General features: G+C 65.8%; 17 protein-coding genes and 1 pseudogene. 13 read left to right on the forward strand and 5 right to left on the reverse strand.

The genetic code is table 11. The features are described 5' to 3' along the window. Positions 1 to 143: 143 nt before the first annotated feature. A complete protein-coding gene (locus AC56PL_RS04595) occupies positions 144 to 905 on the reverse strand; it encodes an Rv1157c family protein (protein WP_495516040.1) in 762 nt (253 codons plus the stop codon). Between the two features lie 439 nt (positions 906 to 1,344). On the opposite strand from AC56PL_RS04595, the gene AC56PL_RS04600 reads away from it, so the two are divergent. From AC56PL_RS04600 to AC56PL_RS04615, 4 genes are all read left to right on the forward strand, one after another. Beyond that, positions 1,345 to 2,370 (forward strand): thiamine ABC transporter substrate-binding protein, encoded by a 1,026-nt coding sequence (locus tag AC56PL_RS04600; protein WP_497153124.1) that lies wholly within the window; start codon positions 1,345 to 1,347, stop codon positions 2,368 to 2,370. A 65-nt stretch (positions 2,371 to 2,435) separates the two neighbouring features. Beyond that, positions 2,436 to 4,019, forward strand: a complete 1,584-nt coding sequence (locus AC56PL_RS04605; RefSeq protein WP_497153125.1) for an ABC transporter permease — start codon at positions 2,436 to 2,438, stop codon at positions 4,017 to 4,019. Next, positions 4,020 to 5,102: an ABC transporter ATP-binding protein gene (locus AC56PL_RS04610; RefSeq protein WP_497153126.1), complete on the forward strand. Its 1,083-nt coding sequence runs from the start codon at positions 4,020 to 4,022 to the stop codon at positions 5,100 to 5,102. Further along, the gene (locus tag AC56PL_RS04615) at positions 5,071 to 5,487 is read left to right on the forward strand and encodes a (deoxy)nucleoside triphosphate pyrophosphohydrolase (RefSeq protein ID WP_497153127.1); all 417 of its coding nucleotides are present in this window, start codon (positions 5,071 to 5,073) and stop codon (positions 5,485 to 5,487) included. The genes AC56PL_RS04610 and AC56PL_RS04615 overlap by 32 nt, the downstream gene beginning before the upstream one ends. A gap of 24 nt (positions 5,488 to 5,511) precedes the next feature. On the opposite strand, the gene AC56PL_RS04620 is transcribed toward AC56PL_RS04615, so the two are convergent. Next, positions 5,512 to 5,694 carry a hypothetical protein gene (locus AC56PL_RS04620; protein WP_495515209.1) on the reverse strand — a complete coding sequence of 61 codons (183 nt, stop codon included), beginning with the start codon at positions 5,692 to 5,694 and terminating at the stop codon, positions 5,512 to 5,514. 173 nt (positions 5,695 to 5,867) lie between these two features. Between AC56PL_RS04620 and typA the strand changes: the two genes are divergently transcribed. From typA to AC56PL_RS04650, 6 genes and pseudogenes are all read left to right on the forward strand, one after another. After that, positions 5,868 to 7,778 (forward strand): translational GTPase TypA, encoded by a 1,911-nt coding sequence (gene typA, locus AC56PL_RS04625; protein WP_495515210.1) that lies wholly within the window; start codon positions 5,868 to 5,870, stop codon positions 7,776 to 7,778. A gap of 106 nt (positions 7,779 to 7,884) precedes the next feature. Next, entirely contained in the window at positions 7,885 to 9,786 is a 1,902-nt protein-coding gene (locus AC56PL_RS04630) for an ABC transporter family substrate-binding protein (protein ID WP_497153128.1), read from the forward strand. An 18-nt stretch (positions 9,787 to 9,804) separates the two neighbouring features. Continuing rightward, positions 9,805 to 10,677 (forward strand): N-acetyl-1-D-myo-inositol-2-amino-2-deoxy-alpha-D-glucopyranoside deacetylase, encoded by an 873-nt coding sequence (mshB, locus tag AC56PL_RS04635; RefSeq protein WP_497153129.1) that lies wholly within the window; start codon positions 9,805 to 9,807, stop codon positions 10,675 to 10,677. Further along, complete coding sequence (locus tag AC56PL_RS04640) at positions 10,677 to 11,087, forward strand: hypothetical protein (RefSeq protein ID WP_495515213.1); 411 nt, start codon at positions 10,677 to 10,679, stop codon at positions 11,085 to 11,087. Before mshB ends, AC56PL_RS04640 begins: the two co-directional genes overlap by 1 nt. A gap of 95 nt (positions 11,088 to 11,182) precedes the next feature. After that, positions 11,183 to 12,484, forward strand: a pseudogene (cofG, locus tag AC56PL_RS04645) (7,8-didemethyl-8-hydroxy-5-deazariboflavin synthase CofG); the annotation flags it as partial. A gap of 17 nt (positions 12,485 to 12,501) precedes the next feature. Beyond that, positions 12,502 to 13,257 carry a hypothetical protein gene (locus AC56PL_RS04650; protein ID WP_495515214.1) on the forward strand — a complete coding sequence of 252 codons (756 nt, stop codon included), beginning with the start codon at positions 12,502 to 12,504 and terminating at the stop codon, positions 13,255 to 13,257. A gap of 10 nt (positions 13,258 to 13,267) precedes the next feature. On the opposite strand, the gene AC56PL_RS04655 is transcribed toward AC56PL_RS04650, so the two are convergent. Together AC56PL_RS04655 and AC56PL_RS04660 are read right to left on the reverse strand one after the other, a co-directional pair. Beyond that, entirely contained in the window at positions 13,268 to 13,651 is a 384-nt protein-coding gene (locus AC56PL_RS04655; protein WP_495515215.1) for a rhodanese-like domain-containing protein, read from the reverse strand. A 52-nt stretch (positions 13,652 to 13,703) separates the two neighbouring features. After that, positions 13,704 to 14,252 carry a cysteine dioxygenase gene (locus AC56PL_RS04660; protein WP_497153130.1) on the reverse strand — a complete coding sequence of 183 codons (549 nt, stop codon included), beginning with the start codon at positions 14,250 to 14,252 and terminating at the stop codon, positions 13,704 to 13,706. A gap of 355 nt (positions 14,253 to 14,607) precedes the next feature. Here AC56PL_RS04660 and fdxA point away from each other — a divergent pair, with 355 nt between their 5' ends. The 3 genes from fdxA to AC56PL_RS04675 all read left to right on the forward strand — a co-directional run bounded on the left by fdxA (position 14,608) and on the right by AC56PL_RS04675 (position 17,917). Further along, positions 14,608 to 14,934 (forward strand): ferredoxin, encoded by a 327-nt coding sequence (fdxA, locus tag AC56PL_RS04665; RefSeq protein ID WP_331887121.1) that lies wholly within the window; start codon positions 14,608 to 14,610, stop codon positions 14,932 to 14,934. An 8-nt stretch (positions 14,935 to 14,942) separates the two neighbouring features. Beyond that, positions 14,943 to 16,058 (forward strand): succinyldiaminopimelate transaminase, encoded by a 1,116-nt coding sequence (gene dapC / locus AC56PL_RS04670; protein ID WP_495515217.1) that lies wholly within the window; start codon positions 14,943 to 14,945, stop codon positions 16,056 to 16,058. A 194-nt stretch (positions 16,059 to 16,252) separates the two neighbouring features. After that, a complete protein-coding gene (locus tag AC56PL_RS04675; RefSeq protein ID WP_497153131.1) occupies positions 16,253 to 17,917 on the forward strand; it encodes an AAA family ATPase in 1,665 nt (554 codons plus the stop codon). Positions 17,918 to 18,020: 103 nt separating this feature from the next. Here AC56PL_RS04675 and dapD read toward each other — a convergent pair whose 3' ends face one another. Beyond that, entirely contained in the window at positions 18,021 to 18,971 is a 951-nt protein-coding gene (gene dapD, locus AC56PL_RS04680; RefSeq protein WP_497153132.1) for a 2,3,4,5-tetrahydropyridine-2,6-dicarboxylate N-succinyltransferase, read from the reverse strand. Between the last annotated feature and the right edge of the window lie 92 nt (positions 18,972 to 19,063).

Below are 19,063 nucleotides of genomic sequence, written 5' to 3' on the forward strand. Positions count from 1 at the left end.
GCGAGTTCAACCTGTGACTCAACCGCGACCGTTCCGGTGTTCGGCTGTGCATCAACAGATCTGGGGTGGCCGGCTGAGTGTGGCGGGCAACAAAAACAGGCGCCGACCCGAAGGTCGACGCCTGCTGTGGAGTTCTCGGGTGGCTAAATGACTGCCAGTCCGACTGTGGGGACGATCGTGCAGCTCACGGTCTTGTCCTCGGTCTTGGTGGTCACGTTGCCGTAGATTGCCGAAATCACGCGGCCCTGACCGGTTTTCACGATCGTGGTGAAGGTGCCGGGGCCGTCTGCGGCATTGATCCGGTCATTGCGGCGCAGATTCTGCTGACCGGTCTGACCGGTGTCGATGTTGATCCACGCAACGGTCAGTGGAGCGGCGTCGTTGTTCAAGGCCGGGCCGGTGCCGAGGCTGGTGTAGACGTATCCGGCCTCGCCCTTCTTGGGGCCTGGGGCCGGTGCCTGCTGCGGTCCGGCGGTCACAAGTGCGGAACCGATGGAGTTGCCGCCGGGGATGCAACCCTGGCCGATGGTCGGGTAGAGGAACTGCTGGATGACCGGTGCGCCAGGGCCGGACGGGATGTCCGGGCCGCCGCCGCCCGAGCCGTCGAGGAAGCTGACGACCTTGTCCCAGATGACGGCGAGTTCCGGCGGCAGCGCCGGATCGGCTGCGAGCACCTTGGCGTTGGAGAGCAGGCTGGCGTCGACCTTGCCGTCGGCGCCGGGGGTGGCGGCCGAACCGATGATCGCCGGCACGAACGCGCCGAGCGACTGCAAGGTGGCCTCGTCGATCTCGAGGTTGGCGGGTATCGGCGGGAAGGCGGCTTCGTCAGCGGATGCGACAGCGGGCAGTGTCAACGCCGCGGTGGCGGCGATGGCCACGGCCGTGACCGCGCGGCGGACGTTCAGGCCTGTGGAAGCCTTGTGGAAGCGCCCGCGGCTGCGGTCTGCCTGCTGGTTCAAAAGCACTGTTCGTGGTGTCCCATCTCGCGTTGAGCCCGACTGATCACGGCTCGACAAGTCTATCGCCGTGCTGACGGTAACCGTTTCATTCCTCTGCCGCCAGTAGCCCTAGTCGGCAGGCGGACCGGTTCTCGTCGCCCTGGGACCATACCGTGTGACTGGAGTTACCAGTGGTGCCGGTGATGCAATTGTGATGTCACATTGAGGGCACGAAAGTGAGGGTCGGCCCGATCCGAAGTCGCTGATGGCGCATCAGATGTGATCGTCACGCTCCGACTCCAGGCAACCTTCCCGGGCCTGCTTAGATTCACGATGACGGGACGAACACGCGGTGTGCGGAACCAACCTGCTGTTCTCGCTGACCAAAAACCCAATTGGAGGGTCGATGCTTCGACGAAACCAGCTCGCCGCAGCGCTCGTTGCACTCGCGGTCGGGGCCGGTGCCCTGACCGCATGTGGCGATTCCGGTTCCTCGGACGAAGTGGTCCTGCTGACGCACGACTCCTTCGAGCTGCCGGACGAACTGCTGGCCTCGTTCGAGGACGAGACGGGGCTGACCCTCAAGGTGGTCCGAGAGGCAGACGCCGGACAGTTGTCGTCGTCGATCGCGCTCACCGCAGGCTCGCCCCAAGGTGATGTGGTCTACGGCATCGACAACACCTTTGCCTCCCGGGTTCTCGACGCCGACGCGATCGAGCGCTATACGAGCCCGGACAACAACCTCGGACCGCAGGAATATGCGCTCGGCGAACCCAATCGGCTGACCGCGATCGACCGCGGCGACGTGTGTGTCAACGTCGACACCGAATGGTTCACCGAACGCGACGTCGCACCGCCCGCGAACCTCGATGATCTGACCGACCCCCGATACAAGGGTCTGACCGTCGTGATGGACCCGGCCACCTCGTCGCCCGGCATGGCATTTCTGCTCGCCACGATCGCCGCCCATCCGGCCGACGGTGAATGGGAAGGGTATTGGGAGCGCCTGCGCGCCAACGACGTGAGTGTGGCCCCCGGCTGGACCGAGGCGTACAACCAGGAGTTCACCGCAGGGGAGGGACAGGGCAGCAAGCCCATCGTGGTCTCGTATGCGTCGTCGCCTGCCTTCCTGCCGACTACCAAGGCCCTGTTGAACACGTGCTTCGCGCAAATCGAGTACGCAGGCGTCCTGCGTGGCGCGGAGAACGTCGACGGCGCCCAGCAGGTGGTCGATTTCTTGCTCAGCGAACCGGTCCAGGCCGCTCTGCCCGAATCCATGTACGTGTACCCCGTCCGTACCGGAACGCCGCTGCCTGCCGACTGGGCGCAATTCGCACCCCAGCCCGAGTCTGCTGTCACGATGCCGCTCGAGGTCATCGCCGAGAACCGCGAAGCCTGGCAGCAGGAGTGGCGCACCGCCATGGGTCGCTGACCGCGGTGGCCCTTCGCGCAACCATTCGGCGCCCACCCTCGGCGTGGGGGTCCGGAACAGGCGTCGTGGCCGTCTTGGGCGCGCTTCCGCTGTTGTTCGTGGGGGTGATGTTCGGGTGGCCGCTGGTCGCTCTGGCCGTCCGTGCATTCGGCGATGGCTCGGGTATCGACCTCATCGGGTTGCTCGACGATGCCAATGCCGCGCATCTGTTGTGGTTCACCGTTGCCCAGGCCGCGGCGAGCACCGTGCTCACCCTGATCGTCGGCCTGCCGGTGGCCTGGGTACTGGCCAACTTCGAGCTGCGGGGAGCGCTGGCGCTACGGGTCATCGTCACCATTCCCTTTGTGCTGCCCACCGTGGTGGTGGGTATCGCGTTCACGGCACTACTCGGCGAGCGTGGCCCGCTGGGATGGCTCGGCATCGGATCGTCGGTGTGGGCGATCCTGTTGGCGCACACGTTCTTCAACATTGCGGTTGTGGTGCGTACCGTGGGTTCGGTCTGGGGCCAACTCGATCCGCGTGCCGAACAGGCCGCTCGGACGCTGGGCGCCGACCGCTGGCTCGTGCTGCGAACGGTCACCCTACCGGCCCTCGCCCCGGCGATCGCCTCGGCGGCGTCGGTGGTGTTCCTGTTCTGTGCCACCAGCTTTGGTGTGGTCCTCATCCTCGGTGGCGGCCGATACAACACCCTCGAGACCGAGATCTACCGGCAGGCGATCGGGTTCTTCAAACTGCCTGCCGCCGTGGCCCTGTCGATGATCCAGATCCTCGTGGTCGCCGTGGTGGTCGCTATCAGCGCGGTGTTGAGCCGCCGAGTGCGGGGAGCCGGTGCGCCCCGGCGTCGCCGCCGACCGCAAGGGGCGCAGCGTGTGGTGGTCGGTGCCATCGTCACGTTCGTCCTGGTCGTACTGCTGGCCCCGCTTGCCGTCCTGGTCTGGCGTTCGGTCCGGCCCACGGTCGGTGGAAGCTGGAATCTGGACGGCTACCGGGCGCTGACGGAACCGATCAACGGTGAAACGCCTTGGGAGACCATGCAGTACTCCCTGATCAGCGCGCTCTGGGCGACCCTGATCGCGCTGGTCCTCGGTCTGCTCGGTGCCCTGGCTCTCTCCCGTGCCCGTGGCGTGTTCGGAGGGGTCGCGACGGGGGTCGCGATGCTCCCGCTGGGCGTCAGCGCCGTGACCGTCGGTCTGGGGTATCTGGTGATCTTGAGCTCGATGCCTCGTGAGGTCGCGACGTCGCCTGCTGTTGTTCCGGCCGTGCAGGCGCTGATCGCGACGCCGCTCGTGATCCGCATCCTGGTGCCGGCGATGGGTCTGGTCGATCTGAGGCTTCGGCAGGCGGCGGCAACCCTCGGTGCCGGGCCCCTGCGGGTCTGGTGCACCGTTGATCTCCCGATCATCTCCAGAGCGCTCTGTGCGGCGACCGGTTTCGCGTTTGTGATCGCGATCGGCGAGTTTGGCGCAACCAGCTTCGTGGCGCGCCCCGACACCACCACCGTGCCGGTGCTGATCGGCAAGTCACTGTCGCGGCCGGGTGCGGGTAACTTCGGCACTGCCATGGCCTGTTCGGTGATGATGCTGGTGGTGACCGTGGTGGTGGTGGCCCTCATCGAGGTTGTCCGCCGGGACGAGGGAGGTGAGTTCTAAGTGCTCGAATTGTCCTCTGTGACAGTGGGTTATGGGTCTGAAGCGGTCATCTCCGATCTGGATCTGGCGATCGGGACCGGGGGTGCGACCATCACGGCGTTGCTGGGGCCGTCAGGATGTGGCAAGTCGACGCTGATCCGTGCCATCGCCGGACTGGAGCCGTTGTCCGCGGGAACGATCACGTTCGACGGGATCGACCTCGCGCCGACCCCGACCCACCGTCGCGACTTCGGAGTGGTGTTCCAGGACGGTCAGCTGCTGCCCGGTCGCAGCGTCGCCGACAATGTCGGTTACGGACTGCGGGTCCGGCGCTGGCGCAAGCCCGACATCACCCGCCGCGTGGCCGACCTGCTCGAGCTGGTCGACCTGCCCGGCCTCGGCGGCCGGAAGGTGGCCGAGCTGTCCGGTGGTCAGCAACAGCGGGTGGCGCTGGCCCGGGCGCTGGCCCCACGACCCCGGCTGCTCCTCCTGGACGAGCCGCTCTCTGCGCTCGACCGGCAGTTGCGGGATCGCCTCGCACTGCAGATCGCCGAGATCATCGGTGCCACCGGCACTCCGACCATCATGGTGACCCACGACCATTCCGAGGCCGCGATGATGGCCGATCGTATCGCGGTGATGGACGACGGTCGGATCGTTCAGGACGATCATCCCGAAAAGCTTTGGCGTGCACCGCGGACCGAACGGATCGCACAGTTCATCGGCTGCACGACGATCTGCGAAGCAAACATCTCCGCGGGTGTTCTACACAGCCCGCTCGGTCGGGTTGCGGTCGATCTGCCCGACGGTGCCGTTCGGGTCGGACTGCGCCCCGAGGCGGTCCTGGCCGCACCGATCGTCGACGGGGCAGGCGGCGCCCGCGGCGTCGTCCGGCATGTCGCATCACTGCCCGAGGGGACTCGGGTGCGGGTGACGGTCGCCGGTCTGGAAGTCGATGCCGTCGCCGATCCTCGGCTCGCGGTCGATGATCAGGTCTCGGTGGCGCTCGACCGCAACCGGATCGCGATCATCTCCGGCCCGCCCGCCGGGTCACTCACCAAGTCGGAGACCGATGAACAGGGAACAGCGGGCCGCAATGCGTGAGGTCGTGGCAGGCGCGGTCATCGGCGAAGGCCGGTTGCTACTTGCCCAGCGAACGTATCCGGCCGAGGTGGCCGGGTTGTGGGAACTGCCAGGGGGCAAGGTCGAGATAGGGGAGACCCGGGTTCAGGCGCTCGAACGTGAACTCGCCGAAGAACTGGGGATCACGGTCGCGGTCGCCGACCAGATCGGGGAGCCCGTACCGCTGGGTCCGGATCTGGTTCTGGTCGCGATGGCCGCGACACTGCTCGCCGGCGAGCCGCATCCGCACGAACACTCTGCGGTCGGCTGGGTGGATGCCGACGACCTCCGGCGGATGGCAGACGCCGGGCAACTGGTACCTGCCGATGCGGTGTGGCTCGACGACCTCATCGCGCTGCTGCGCTGATCCGGGCCGCCGCGGTGGTGACGCTCAGGCGGCGCGCGTTCGAACTTTTTTGAGGGCTTTGGTCAGCTCTTTGTTCGATAGGCCCGCAGAGGAGTATTTTTGCATCTTGTGGATGACCACGGGGCAGCGAAGACAGCGGGTTGAACTGCGGCAGCACTTCTTTTTCGGCTTCATATCGCAGACGTCTGCCGCCTTCTTCTTGCCCATGTATCCGCCTTCCAAAGGTTCCGCACCTAGTGGAAAGTTAGGTTAGCACCACCTTAATTTGAGGGCTTCAGTGGTTGTGACGCCGCTCTCATTGCGGGACCACGTATCCTTGAGTGGTTTGAGCACCAGGCTCGACTGTTTTGACATGCCCACTTCACGTCCGGAGAACTTCAGTGACTTCTGCCCCCAATTTCCGCAACGTTGCGATCGTTGCGCACGTCGACCACGGGAAAACGACCCTGGTTGATGCGATGCTGCGGCAATCGGGAGTGTTCGAGGAACGCGCGGAACTTGTCGACCGGGTCATGGACTCGGGCGACCTCGAGCGCGAGAAGGGCATCACCATTCTCGCGAAGAACACCGCGGTGCACCGTCGGCAGCCTGACGGCACCGAGGTTGTCATCAACGTGATCGACACCCCCGGCCACGCCGACTTCGGTGGTGAGGTCGAGCGCGGCCTGTCGATGGTCGATGGCGTTGTGCTGCTGGTCGACGCTTCCGAGGGTCCGCTGCCGCAGACCCGCTTCGTGCTGCGCAAGGCCCTGGCCGCGTCGCTGCCCGTCATCCTGGTGGTCAACAAGACCGACCGTCCCGACGCCCGCATCGCCGAGGTCGTCGAGGAAAGTCACGACCTGCTGCTCGACCTGGCATCGGATGTCGACGACGAGGCCGCCGCGGCCGCCGAGCTCGCACTCGATCTGCCGGTCCTCTACGCCTCGGGGCGTGCGGGTGTCGCCAGCACGGTCGCTCCTGAGAACGGTCAGGTCCCGGATGCCGAGAACCTCGACGCACTGTTCGATGTGCTGCTGTCGTACGTGCCCGCCCCCAAGGGTGATCTCGACGCACCGCTGCAGGCCCACGTCACCAACCTCGACGCCTCGGCGTTCCTCGGCCGTCTCGCGCTGGTCCGCCTGTACGCAGGCACCTTGAGGAAGGGCCAGACCGTGGCCTGGCTGCGCGAGGTCAACGGCGAGCCCGTCACCGAGCGCGCCAAGATCACCGAACTCCTGATCACCGTCGGCGTCGCGCGGACGCCCGCCGAGACCGCCGTCGCCGGCGACATCGTCGCGGTTGCCGGTATGCCGGACATCATGATCGGCGACACCCTCACCGACGTCGACCACCCGGTCGCCCTGCCGAGGATCACGGTCGACGAGCCTGCCATCTCGGTGACGATCGGCACCAACACCTCGCCGCTGGTCGGCCGCGTCAAGGGCCACAAGCTCACCTCGCGCATGGTCAAGGACCGCCTCGACAGCGAGCTGATCGGTAACGTCTCGCTGCGCGTCCTCGACATCGGTCGTCCGGATGCCTGGGAGGTCCAGGGTCGTGGTGAGCTCGCGCTGGCCATCCTCGTCGAGCAGATGCGCCGCGAAGGCTTCGAGCTGACCGTCGGCAAGCCCCAGGTCGTTACAAAGCAGGTCGACGGCAAGCTGCACGAACCGTTCGAGCACCTGACCATCGACGTCCCCGAGGAGTACCTCGGCGCGGTCACGCAGCTGCTGGCCGCCCGCAAGGGCCGCATGGGCGACATGGCCAACCACGGCAGTGGCTGGGTCCGCATGGAGTTCGTCGTCCCCTCGCGTGGCCTGATCGGTTTCCGTACCGACTTCCTCACCGAAACCCGCGGAACCGGTATCGCCAACGCCGTGTTCGAGGGCTATGGCCCGTGGGCCGGCGAAATCCGTGCCCGTCACACCGGTTCGCTGGTCTCCGACCGAGCGGGAACGGTCACCCCGTTCGCGATGATCCAGCTTGCCGATCGCGGAACGTTCTTCGTCGAGCCGGGCGCCGACACCTACGAGGGCATGGTCGTGGGTATCAACCCGCGTATGGAAGACCTCGACATCAATGTCACCAAGGAGAAGAAGCTGACCAATATGCGTCAGTCCTCCGCCGACGTGATGGAGACGCTCGCCAAGCCCATCAAGCTCGAACTCGAAGCTGCGATGGAGTTCTGTACCGACGACGAGTGCGTCGAGGTCACCCCTGAGGTGGTCCGGGTGCGCAAGGTCAATCTCGACTCCAACACCCGCGCCCGCGAGCGGTCCAAGGCGAAGTCCCGTAACCAGAGCGTGAGCTAGCAGGGACGCCATCGGCGGTCGAGTACCGACCGCCGATGGCCGACTGATCTTGACCGGCGGACAGAGGAATCGAGTTTTGGGTAGACGACGGACAACAGCGACTTCGATGGCCGCGGTCGCGCTGTCCTGCCTGCTGTTTCTGACAGCATGTGTCGCCGATCCGCCGCCGCCGGTTCAGCAGACGAACTCGGTGCCACCGGAGCCCGCGGAGCCTTCGGGCCGGGTGCTGTACGTGGCCACCGACTCGATCGGCAACGGGTTCAACCCGCATCTGGCCGCCGATCAGTCGGCGGTCACCACGGCGGTGGCGGCGATGACCCTGCCGAGTTCGTTCCGGCCGACAGCGCAGGACGGCCGGGTCGAGTGGCTGATGGACGAGGCGTTGCTGACCAGCGCCGAGGTCACCGGTACCGACCCGTTCGCGGTCACCTACAAAATCCACGAGGACGCGCAGTGGTCGGACGGATTGCCGATCACCGCAGAGGATTTCATCTATCTCTGGCAGCAGATGTCCCGGCAACCCAACGTGAGCGCACCGGCCGGCTACCGCATGATCACCGACGTCCGCAGCTCGGCGGGCGGCAAAGAGGTCACCGCGACCTTCGCGGCGCCGTACCCGGCCTGGCGTGAACTGTTCAACGACCTGCTGCCCTCGCACGTCCTCAAAGGCGCACCCGGTGGTTTCCAGACCGGCATGGACAGCGGTTTCCCGGCCTCCGGAGGGCCCTTCACGATCAGCGGCATCGATCACAGCCGTGACGAGGTCCGGCTGATCCGCAACGACAGGTTCTGGCTGACACCGGCCGGCGTCGACCGGATGACATTGCGCCGCGCGGGCACCACCAGCCAACTGGCTGATTCGATGCGCTCCGGCGACACCCGGGTCGTCGCGGTCAGCGCAGGCGAGGCACTCGGGGCCACTCTCGGCAGCATCGGTGGCGTACTCACCGGCCGCGTCGCGCAATCCCGGACCCTGGGCATCACACTCAACACCCGCACGGAGTCGATGGCGAACATCGACCTGCGCCGTGCGGTTCTGGGAACCATCGACACGGCCCTGGTGACCTTCGCCGCCGCCGACGACACCGAGGTGCTGCCGGACACCAACTCCGTCTACGCGCCGTCCGACCCGGGTTACTACCCGGTGTCGCGCCCGGTGGTTGCCCCCGAGCAGATCGAAGGATGGCTGGCCGCCGCGGGATACCGGCGCGGCCCGGCGACGCCGGAACCCGATCCGCCCACATCTTCGGGCGCACCGAGCACCAGTGCAGCCCCCACGACCACGACGACCACCACCGAGGTGACATCGACGACCGCGCCGAGCGATCTGCCGACACTGCCTGCCGGCACACAGCCGGTCGAGCAGGAGGACGGGCAGCCGCTGGTGGTCCGGGTCGGATCGGTCACCGGAGATCCTCGGACGGGCGCTGCGGCAGCCAACATCGTCGACCAGCTGAACCGTGCGGGAATTCGCGCCACGACTATCGCGATGTCGACCGCCGAGTTGTACAGCTCGAGCCTGACCGGCGGAGATGTCGATCTGGTGGTTGGCTGGAGCCGGGCCGGTGAATCACCGGCCACCGCGCTCGCGTCGAACACCGAATGTCTGAGCACCGAAGAATCCGCCGAGACGAGTGCATCGCCGGACTCGGGCGACGAGCCGTCGAACACGTCGGCCGCGGAGCCATCCGCCACCTCTTCGCAGGCCCCCACATCGAAGACCGAAGAGGCCGAACGCAGCGAACCGCGTTACACGAGCAATGTCTCGGGCCTGTGTGACCCCGAATTGCAGGTGATCGCGACCCGCGCCATCTCGGCGGAAGATCCGGCCGAGGACCTGCGAACCGCTCAGCGCCTGCTCGATGAACGCTCCGTGTATCTGCCGGTGTACCAAGATGTTCTGACCACCGCCGTCTCTCCTCTTGTCGCCGGCGTCCCGGTCACCGGTCCGGTGCAGACCGGCATCTACGGTGACTCCGCCCTCTGGCGCCAGCAGACCGGTAACTGAAAGCGAACCCGAATTCCCATGAATCGTCTGTTGCTCGTTCATGCCCACCCGGATGACGAGACCATCACCACCGGCGGCACCATCGCCACGTATCTCGACGCCGGCGCCGAGGTCACCGTCGTCACCTGCACGCTGGGGGAGGAGGGCGAGGTGATCGGTGACCGGTGGAGTGGACTGGTCGCCGACGGCGGTGCCGATCAGCTCGGTGGCTACCGGATCATGGAGCTGACCGACGCGTTGGCCGAACTGAGCCCCGATCCGTTCGCCCCGGTGGAACCGAAGTTCCTCGGTGGTGCCGGTCGCTGGCGCGACTCCGGGATGTCGGGCGCACCATCGAACGAGCACGAGCGTGCCTTCATCGCCGCGGGCGCCGAGAAGCCGGCGCAGGTGCTGGCCGACCTGATCCGCGAGCTGCGTCCACAGGTGGTCGTCGGATACGACCCCGTTGGCAGTTACGGTCATCCCGACCACATCCAGGTCCATGCCATCGCTCACGCGGCCGTCGAACTCGCGGCCACCGGTGAGCAGGGCTGGTCGGTGTCGAAGCTCTACTGGACCGTCACCGAGAAGTCCGCACTCGAGGAGGGCCTGGCGGCGGCCGCGGCGCGGGTGCCGAAGGGTTGGCGGATGCCGGAGCCGGGGGAGCTGCCCAGTCACCCGGATGCGGAGATCACCACCGCCATCGACGTCCGCGAGGTCTACGATCGCAAGGTGCGGGCGCTGAGCGCCCATGCAACGCAGGTGACCGTATCCGCGTCGGGCACCGAATATGCGCTGTCGAACAACATCATCCAGCCGATTTTTGCCGAGGAACACTTCATGCTGGTCGCCGGGGAGCAGGGACCGACCGATGAGTCCGGGCGGGAAACAGATCTCTTCGGTGGTCTGTGATGGCCTCGACGTGGTGGCGCTGGGCCCTGCTGGGTCTGCTGTGGGTCGACGGCTTCTTGGTCGGAGTTCTGGCCCTCGCGTTTCTGCCGCTACACATCGGGTCGGTTCCGTTCCCCATCAGCGCGGTGCTCGCGGCGATCGCCAACTACATCCTGTTGTGGTGCAGCGCCACCCTGGTTGAAGGGTTCGCCCGCTTTGGCGCACTGATCGCCTTCATGATCGCGTTCTTTGTGTTGGCCGCAGGAGGTCCCGGAGGGGACATCGTGGTGCCGCAGGATCTGACGGTGTTCTTGCTACTCGGCCTGGGTCTGGTGGTGCCGGTGTTCGCCGCGTTTGCCGGCATGCTGCCCGACCCCGAGTCGGACGCCACGGCCACTCCGAAGCCGGTGGTGAAGGGGTCGGGGGAATGATCCGGTGCCGATGACGCATTATCTAAAGGGTGACCTCCAAGATCCCCGAAGCTCTCGCTGCCACACCGGATCGGACGCTGCTGCCTGATCCGGCCATGCCGCCGCGCGTCACCGGAGCCACGGAGGAGGTGCGCCCTGATGGCGATGCGATCCGACAGGTGCTCGCCCAGGTGGGCGAGGGCATCGAACTCGATGTCGACCGGGCTGCGACCCTGCTCGCGGCCCGCGGGGACGAACTCTCCGCACTCTGCGCGATCGCGGCGGATATCCGTGACGCCGGGCTGATCGCCGAAGGCCGCGAGCGTCAGATCAGCTACTCGCGCAAGGTGTTCATCCCGCTCACCCGCCTGTGTCGGGACCGGTGCCACTACTGCACGTTCGTCACGGTGCCGGGCAAGCTCGCCCGCGACGGCCACGGCATGTACCTGGAGATCGAGGAAGTACTCGAGATCGCCCGCAGCGGTGCCGAGATGGGTTGCAAAGAAGCGTTGTTCACACTCGGTGACCGCCCGGAGGAGCGCTGGCCGGAAGCCCGGCAATGGCTCACCGAGCGCGGGTACACCTCGACGCTCGACTATGTGCGGGCCGCCTCGATCCGGGTGCTCGAGGAGACGGGGCTGCTGCCGCATCTCAATCCCGGTGTGATGAGTGCCGACGAAATGGCGCTCCTCAAACCGGTTGCACCCTCGATGGGCATGATGCTCGAGACCACCGCGCGCCGACTCTTCACCGACAAGGGCAACGCGCACTACGGCAGCCCCGACAAAGACCCCGAGGTCCGCAAGCAGGTGCTCATCGACGCGGGCCGGCTCTCGGTCCCGTTCACCACGGGAATCCTCGTCGGCATCGGGGAGAACCTCACCGAACGTGCTGATTCTCTGATCGAGTTGCACAAGGTGCAGAACACTTTTGGCAACATCCAGGAAGTGATCGTCCAGAATTTCCGGGCCAAACCCGATACCGCGATGCGCGGCGTCGCCGATGCCGAGTTCGACGAGTTCCTGGCAGCGGTCGCGGTGGCCCGGATCATCCTGGGCCCGGGAATGCGGATTCAGGCCCCTCCGAATCTGGTGTCGCCTGCCGAATGTGCGGCGCTGGTCGGCGCCGGCGTGGACGATTGGGGTGGGGTGTCACCACTGACCCCCGACCACGTCAATCCCGAACGGCCCTGGCCCCATCTGGATTCGCTGGCAAAGATGACCGCCGAGACCGGTTATGTCCTGACCGAACGTGTTGCGGCCCAACCCAGATACGTCTTGGCAGGCGCCCCGTGGATCGACGAGCGGATCAGCGGTCACGTGTGGGCACTGGCCGACCCGGTGACCGGGTTGGCTGCCGATGTACTCCCGACCGGTCGTCCCTGGAGCGAATCGGGCGATGACCGGGAGCCGGTCGGCGAAGGTCTGCATACCGCATGAAACTTCCGCTGCCGCCCGTGAAAGCACTCTCGGACAACGATGTTGCGCGCATGCTCTACCAGACCACCGGAGTGGTCGATCTACTCCTCGATGTGGTCGACAGTGATCCGTTCGGCATCAAAGGGCGAACGTTCGATGGTGCGCAGCGGCAGTCGGAGGAATCAGACCGGGCGCTGGTCGCCAAGGCCATCGGCACCATCGACGGACCACTGGTGTGGGCAGCCGATGCCACCGGATTGCCGGGTACCGCGAAGTGGTCCGACTGGACGCCGGACCAGCGTCGCGATTGGTGGATCGGCCGGGTCGGGGCCATCACAACGGCCGGAGTCGCGTACCCGGGTGTCTTCGGTGCGCTGGTGAACCGCTTGCCGATTCAGACCGTGCTCGGATTCGGCCACCAGGCGATCCTGCTGTGTGCGGTCGCCCGCGCCTACGGCGTCGACGACCGGTATCGGCAGACCGACCTGCTGGCCGAAGTTCTGTGCCGTCGGACCCTTAACTCGCGGACGCTGCTGACCGGCGAGACCGAAGAACTCGATCGCAGCGCCGAAAACGATGCGCTCGTGAAGGAGCTGTGGACCGGTCTCGAGAAATCGCGTGCGGTGCTCGGTGAACTGGAGCGGCGGCCGTCGTCGAAACAGCCATGGCGACTGCTGTCCGGACTTCCGCTGGTCGGTGCGGTCGCCAGCTATATCGGGGAGTCCGGCGCTCTCCGGCGGGCATCGGATGCCGTTGTCCGCGAGGTCGTTTGACGTTCGATCGCTAGATTCCGTCGATACCCGCGGCGACCAGCGCCTCGTACCCACCGATCACGTCGGTGGCGCGGTGCAGTCCGAGTAGTTGCAACGACGCCGCGGCCAGACTCGACGTATAACCCTGCGAACAGATCACGACCCACGGGACGTCGTGGTCGACGGCTTCGGGGATCCGCGCATCGGAGGCCGGGTCGAGACGCCATTCCAGGACGTTGCGCTCGATCACCAGTGCACCGTCGAACTCACCTTCGGCGGCCCGCTGCGCAGCCGGCCGGATGTCGACGACCAGTGCGCCGCCGGAGAGTGCCGCCGGTAGATCCGGGGCGCTGATCCGGTCGAGACCGGCGCGGGCCCGGAGGAGGAGATCGTCGATGGTGGTCACAGAGCTCATGCTGCCCCACCGTCGGTGAGAGCGGTCTTCGTGCGGCGAAGTGACTGCACACTCATGCCGCGCCGCCGTCGGTGAGAACCGTCTTGGTCCGGCGAAGTGACTGGGCGTTGGTGACCTCGTAGTAGGACATCGCGGTCAGCGGCGGGGAGTACGCGTGGACGCTCAGGGTGGGTTCGCTGGTGACGGGGAGGTTCGGATTGCGGACCACGTCGTGCACCCAGCCGAGCGGGAATGAGGCCTGATCACCCTCGTCGAGTGTGCGGGCCCGCAGTTGGTTCCCGGTCCAGCGGTACTCGGTCAGCGCGCCCGAGAGCACGGTCAGCGCGCCGAGTGAGCCGGCATGGTCGTGCAGATCCGTCGACTCGTCAGGGGTCCAGCTGATCAACCAGACGTCGACGTCGACGTCGTCGTCGTAGTGCAGTCGCGTGGCCCAGCGGTTCTCGCGATCCCAGCGTTTCGGCAAGAGGTGGTCGTAGGTGCCGTCGAGCACGTCGGAGGCACTTTGATCTGTCAGACGGAGCAGATCAGCCGGTCGCAGTCGCGTCGGCAGGTGGTGGTTGGGCAATCCGGCAGCAGACGGCCGGGACAAGGTGGAAGTCATGCGGTGTTGGACTCCTGGACGTGGTTCGAATGAGGGGAGGAGAGGTTGCAGTCAGCAACAACACATTCGGTTCCACTGGAGATTCGGTCGCACGGTCACGCTCACCACAGTGCCTTTTGAACGTGTTTCGGTCCAGATTTAGGCCCCCTCTGATTTGAACCGACGCCCGTCGACGGGTGGCGAACACCGTCGCCCCGGTACAGAGGCGGTGGGGCCGGTTTTGACTTGGAATCGGCGACCCGGATACTGGAAGGCGACAAGCGGGCAGCCGTCGTCCTTCGAGTCGCCAGGCATGCCCGCTTTTGAGCGCGTACAGCCCACGCGCACCGAACTGAATGATGAGGAGGGGTTGTCGGTGACATACATCATCGCTGAGCCTTGCGTTGACGTCCTGGACAAGGCCTGCGTGGAGGAATGCCCCGTCGACTGCATCTACGAGGGTGAACGGATGCTCTACATCCAGCCCGACGAGTGCGTCGACTGTGGTGCCTGCGAACCGGTGTGCCCGGTCGAGGCGATCTTCTACGAAGACGATGTGCCCGACGAGTGGGAGCCGTACGTGAACGCCAACGTCGACTTCTTCGACGATCTCGGTTCCCCGGGTGGTGCCAGCAAACTGGGCAAGGTCGCCTACGACTCGCCGTTTGTGAAGGCACTGCCACCCATGAACACCGAGGAATGACACCACCGATGACGTCGATGCGTGGGCGGACCCCGGTGTCGTCGCGGTTGCCCGTGTTTCCGTGGGACACCCTCGCCGACGCCAAGGAGCGTGCCGGCAGGCATCCCGGCGGCATTGTCGATCTCTCGGTCGGTACCCCGGTCGATCCGGTGGACCCGCTGATTCGCGACGCGCTGTACGCGGCATCGGATTTCCCCGGCTACCCGGTCACCATCGGTACCGCCAGGGTCCGGACCGCGGCCTGCGAATCGTTGGCGCGACGGCACGGCGTCACCGGGCTCGACAACTCGATGATCCTGCCGGTGATCGGTACCAAAGAGGTCATCGCCGGTTTGCCCGCCACGCTGGGTATCGGTGCCGGTGACGACGTGGTCATCCCGGAAATCGCCTATCCGACATACGAGGTCGGCGCGTTGCTGGCAGGCGCTCGACCGGTTCGGGCCGATTCCCTGACCCAGCTCGGACCGAGCACGCCCGCGCTCATCTATCTGAACTCGCCGTCCAATCCCACCGGCAAGGTGCTGCCCGTCGAGCATCTGCGCAAGGTGGTGCAGTGGGCGCGCGAACGCGGCACGATCGTCGTCTCCGACGAGTGCTACCTGGGCCTGGCCTGGGATGCAGAGCCGGTGTCGATCCTCGATCCACGGGTCACCGACGGTGATTTCACCGGGTTGCTGGCCGTTCACTCGCTGTCGAAGACCTCGAACCTGGCGAGCTACCGGGCCGGTTTCCTTGCCGGAGACCCGGCCCTGATCGGTGAACTGCTCGCAGTCCGAAAGCATGCGGGCCTGATCGTGCCGTTCCCCGTGCAGGGTGCGATGGCTGCGGCACTGGACGACGACACCCACACCGCAGCGCAGCGTGAGCGTTACCGGGCCCGACGCGAGATCCTGCGCGCGGCCGTACTCGGTGCCGGACTGCGCATCGACGAATCGGCGGCAGGCCTGTATCTCTGGGCCACCCGCGATGAAGACAGTCGCGCAACTGTCGACTGGCTGGCCGATCGGGGCATCCTGGCGGCGCCGGGTGACTTCTACGGACCGCGTGGCACCAAACACGTGCGGCTGGCGCTCACCGCGACCGACGAACGGATCGCTGCGGCGGCCGAGCGACTGTCCGCCTGACCTGCGTAGTTCCCGACTCTGCGGCCACGACCCACCTGAATTAGCTACGCCCACCGGCAATTGCCGGTGGGCGTAGCTAATTCAGGTGGAGAGGCCATTGATCGTGCCGTCACGTTCCACGCGGTTGTCACAGTGATGTGTGAGGATAGTTCGCAACGAATAGGTACACGTCGATTGGTTCCCGGGGGAAATGGATGCTGGTAAAGAGTCGAGCGCGCAGTGCGTGGCTATCCGGAGCTCGCCGTTGGCGAGTAGGGGATCGGGTCGGGGCCGCTGATCAGTTCGAACGGGCAGTCACCCATGATCCGGGCCTGGCCGATGGCTGGCTGGGTTTGCACGCGGTGGGTATCGACCAAGACCGGGCCGTGCGGGAGATGGCGACCAATGCCGAGCGGTTCGGTGAGGAACGCAAACGAAACAACACCACTTTTAGTTCTCGGTTTCAGCTGGGTACGTACATCGACCACGAGCTCTCGAGCTCCAGTGAAATGTGGTGTGCCGTGGCGGCGCTCCATCTGCAGCGCAATGAGTATCAGCTCGCCGAGTCGGCGTTGGCGTGCTGTGATTCGGCAGAGCCCGCAGTCTTTCTGCGAGGGGCTCTCGCGTTCAAGGTCGGTGACCATGACCGCGCCATTGCTCTGATGAGGACTCTGCTCGGAGCTGACAAGTTCGTGGAAGCAGAGGGGCGGCTGATCAGCGCCGTAGCGCTGGCCGAGCGAGGAGTGGTGAAACCGGCACGCGACCATCTGGATTGGCTCCTCAGGCAGACTCATGTACCAGGTCTGCATGGTGCGGCACTGAAGGTCGCAGGCGATATCTGTTGCGCGGAGGGTGACGCGCAGGGTGCGTTCGCCCTGTACGGCGAGGCTTACTCGCGAAACCCGCTGCTTCCAGGGCTCAAGGACATGATCGACGAACTTGGTTCCGCCACGCGGGTGCAGGTTGTTCGAGAGCAAGCGGCGGCGACCGATATTCCCGCCCGCAACGAAACAGCTGAGAGCACGGAACGCATCGAGGACGTTCTCGCAGATCTCGATGCGTTTGTCGGGCAGGACCCGGTGAAGCGGCAGGTATACGGGTTACTGGCTCAGGTCCGCGCACAAGCCGCGCGGCAGCGTGCCGGGGTCGAGCAGACGCAGCCCCTCACCGAACACTTCGTGTTCACCGGTCCTCCGGGTACCGGTAAGACAAGCGTGGCACGCATGATCGCGCGGCTCTACAAGGCGCTCGGCATCCTCGAATCGGGTCATGTTGTAGAGGTCGACCGGAGTGGGCTGATCGGCAAGTATCACGGTCATACGGTTGCGCGAACCAAACAGGCGCTCGACGATGCCCGTGATGGTGTTCTCTTCGTCGATGAGGCGTATGCGCTGACCGGGCAAGGCTTTACCGACGGTGACCCGTTCGGGCGGGAAGCCATCGACACGATCCTCAAGCGTATGGAAGATGATCGCGGGAAGTTCATTATGATCGCTGCAGGCTATCCGGAGCCGATGCAGCTATTTCTCGATTCGAATCCTGGTCTGCGATCCCGCTTTTCCACCACGATCGAATTCGGCGGCTATTCGGTCAGTGAGCTCATGGAGATTGCGCGACGGATGGCAGCAGGGCACGGCGCGACTCTTGATGACAGCGCGCGCATGGAATTGCAGCGGGTTCTGGACAAACTGAGTACGCAGGGGCGACTGGCCGATCCTGATTTCGGCAACGCGCGATTCGTCCGCACAATGATCGAAAAGGCTTCTCGCGCAAGAGATGAACGGCTATTCGGCGGTGTTGAGGCTGGCAGTTACGATCGCCTCGTGCTGACCACGCTGACCGGTGACGACATCGGAAATGGCGTCGCGGCCATGCGGTGACGACTCAACGGGTACCCCCATCGGAGCCACCCGAAATTTGCTACGCCCACCAGCAATTGCCGGTGGGCGTAGCGAATTCCGAGAGGATGTGCGTTCGCAGCGATCAGTTGGCGTGCAGGATGGCGTTGAGCTCGATGCCGTCGCCCTTCCACGGCACGACCTCGACGGCACCAGTGGTGCTGTTGCGGCGGAACAGCAGGTTGCTCTTGCCGGAGAGGTCACGCGCCTTGATGACGGTGCCGTCCGGGCCGGTGACCTTGCTGCCCGCGGTGACGTAGAGGCCGGCCTCGATGACGCAGTCGTCGCCGAGTGCGATGCCACAGCCGGAGTTGGCGCCGAGCAGGCAGCGCTTGCCCAGGGAGATGATCTCTTTTCCGCCGCCGGACAGGGTGCCCATCGTCGAGGCGCCGCCACCGACATCGGAGCCGTCGCCGACGATGACACCGGCCGAGATGCGGCCCTCGATCATCGACGCACCCAGGGTGCCGGCGTTGAAGTTCACAAAGCCCTCATGCATGACGGTAGTGCCCTCGGCGAGATGTGCTCCCAGGCGCACCCGGCCGGCGTCGGCGATCCGAACTCCGCTCGGCACAACGTAATCGACCATGCGCGGGAACTTGTCGATACCGTTGACGGTCACCTGGCCGCGGGCCTTGAGCTTGGCCCGGGTCACCTCGAACCCTTCGACGGCGCACGGACCGAAATTGGTCCACACAACGTTCGACAGTTTCCCGAAGACGCCATCCATGTTGAGGCCGTGGGGGATGACCAGCCGGTGCGAGAGCAGGTGCAGACGCAGGTACGCATCGTGGGCGTCGGCCGGGGCGTCGGCGAGCACGATGGACGTGCGGACGGCAACGGTCCGCACACCGCGGTCGGCGTCGGTGCCCACCAGCGAGGTCAGTTCGGCGGGGGTCTCGTCGGCGGCGAGCTCGGTGGTCCCGGACGCGGACTGCTCACCCAGCTCGGGTGAGGGGTACCGGGTGTCGAGCACTGCGCCCGAGTCGGTGATGGTGGCGATGCCGATTGCGGAGGCTCCAGATGCATTGGTCACGCGCAGGAGTTTACGCGTGGCGTTTGGTGGCGGGATACTGGAGAGCATGTCGGCGGAGACGCAGCGGAGCGGAGCTCGACCGGTTGCGCCGG

The sequence above is a fragment of the Williamsia sp. Y721 genome (genome assembly GCF_059683565.1).